The sequence below is a fragment of the Streptosporangium sp. NPDC023615 genome (assembly GCF_040640155.1).
Lineage (GTDB): Bacteria > Actinomycetota > Actinomycetes > Streptosporangiales > Streptosporangiaceae > Streptosporangium.
This window is the reverse complement of sequence record NZ_JBFABE010000174.1, coordinates 1-1,507: the sequence shown is the minus strand read 5'-3', so window position 1 is coordinate 1,507 and position 1,507 is coordinate 1. Positions and strand designations below refer to the sequence as shown.

General features: G+C 70.7%; 1 protein-coding gene. It reads left to right on the top strand.

The genetic code is table 11. The features are described 5' to 3' along the window. Positions 1-1,507: SDR family oxidoreductase (locus AB0G16_RS38745; RefSeq protein ID WP_362816019.1), on the top strand; the 1,507-nt coding region annotated here is incomplete at both ends.

The following is a 1,507-nucleotide window of genomic DNA, read 5'->3' as shown; positions in this document are numbered from 1 at the left end:
CCTGGCAACTCCACGCCACCGGCCACCTCACCACCCAACCCACCACCAACACCCCCCACGACTTCACCGACCTCACCCCCTGGCCACCCCCCAACGCCACCCCCATCCCCCTCGACGACCCCTACACCCACCTGCCCACCCACGGCTACACCTACGGACCCACCTTCCAAGGACTCCAGCACCTCTGGCACACCCCCCACCACCTCTACGCCGAAATCACCCTCCCCGACCACGCCCGCCCCGACACCACCAACCACCTCATCCACCCCGCCCTCCTCGACGCCGCCCTCCACCCCCTCCTGCCCGGCATCACCGACACCACCACCCCACCCCACCTCCCCTTCACCTGGAACAACGTCACCCTCCACACCACCGGCGCCACCACCCTCCACGTCCGACTGACACGTGTTGAGCTGGACAGTGGCCCGGAGGTCTCCATGGTCATGACCGATGCCACCGGGACACCGGTGGCCACCATCGGAGCGCTCACGTTGCGCCCGATGCCGACGGATGACCTGGTACAGAACGAGGTCGTACCACGCGACGGCCTTTTCGACGTGACCTGGACGCCTGTATCGGCGGAGACAGGGGAGATCGCGGACCTGACCGTGGTCGGTGAGCACGACTCCGCGCTCGAGCAGGGCGAGCGGCTGCGCACCCATCCGGACATGACGGCCTTGGCGGAAGCGATCGAGGCGGGGCGGCCCGCCCCGGCGGTCATCGTGCTTCCGCTCACCTCGGACGACGCCCGGGACATTCCCGAGGCCGTCCACGCCGTGCTGGCCGAGGCGCTGAGCAGCATGCAGACCTGGCTCGCGCACCCCGATCTCGCGGGCAGTCACCTGGTCGTACTCACGCGGCAGGCCGTGCCGGTCGCTCCTGACGACCCCACCCGACTCGCGAATGCCGCTCTGTGGGGTTTCATCCGTACCGCTCAGAGTGAGAACCCCGACCGCATCACCCTGATCGACCACGACGCCCCCATCGACATCCAGACCGTCGCGGACCTGCTGGCCACCGGCGAACCGCAGATCGCCGTCCGCGACGGCCGGCCCCTCACCCCGCGGCTCGCCCGCACCACGGCCCCCTTCCACGAGGTCCCCGACTGGAGCCAGGGCACCACCCTCATCACCGGCGGCACGGGAGCGCTCGGTGCCACCGTCGCCCGCCACCTCGTCACCGAGCACGGCGCCCGGCACCTCCTCCTCCTCAGTCGCCGTGGCCCCGAGGCCCCGGGAGCCGCCGAGCTCCGCCAGGAACTCACCGAGCTCGGCGCCACCGTCACCATCGCCGCCTGCGACGCCGCCGACCCCACCGCCCTGGCCGAAACCCTGCGGACCATCCCCGACGAGCACCCCCTGGCCGCCGTCGTCCATTCCGCGGGCACCGTCCAGGACGGTACGCTCACCCACCTCACCCAGGACCAGTTGCGCACCGTCGTCAGCTCGAAGGTCGACGCCGCCTGGAACCTGCACGAGCAGACCCGTCACCACGACCTGCACACGTT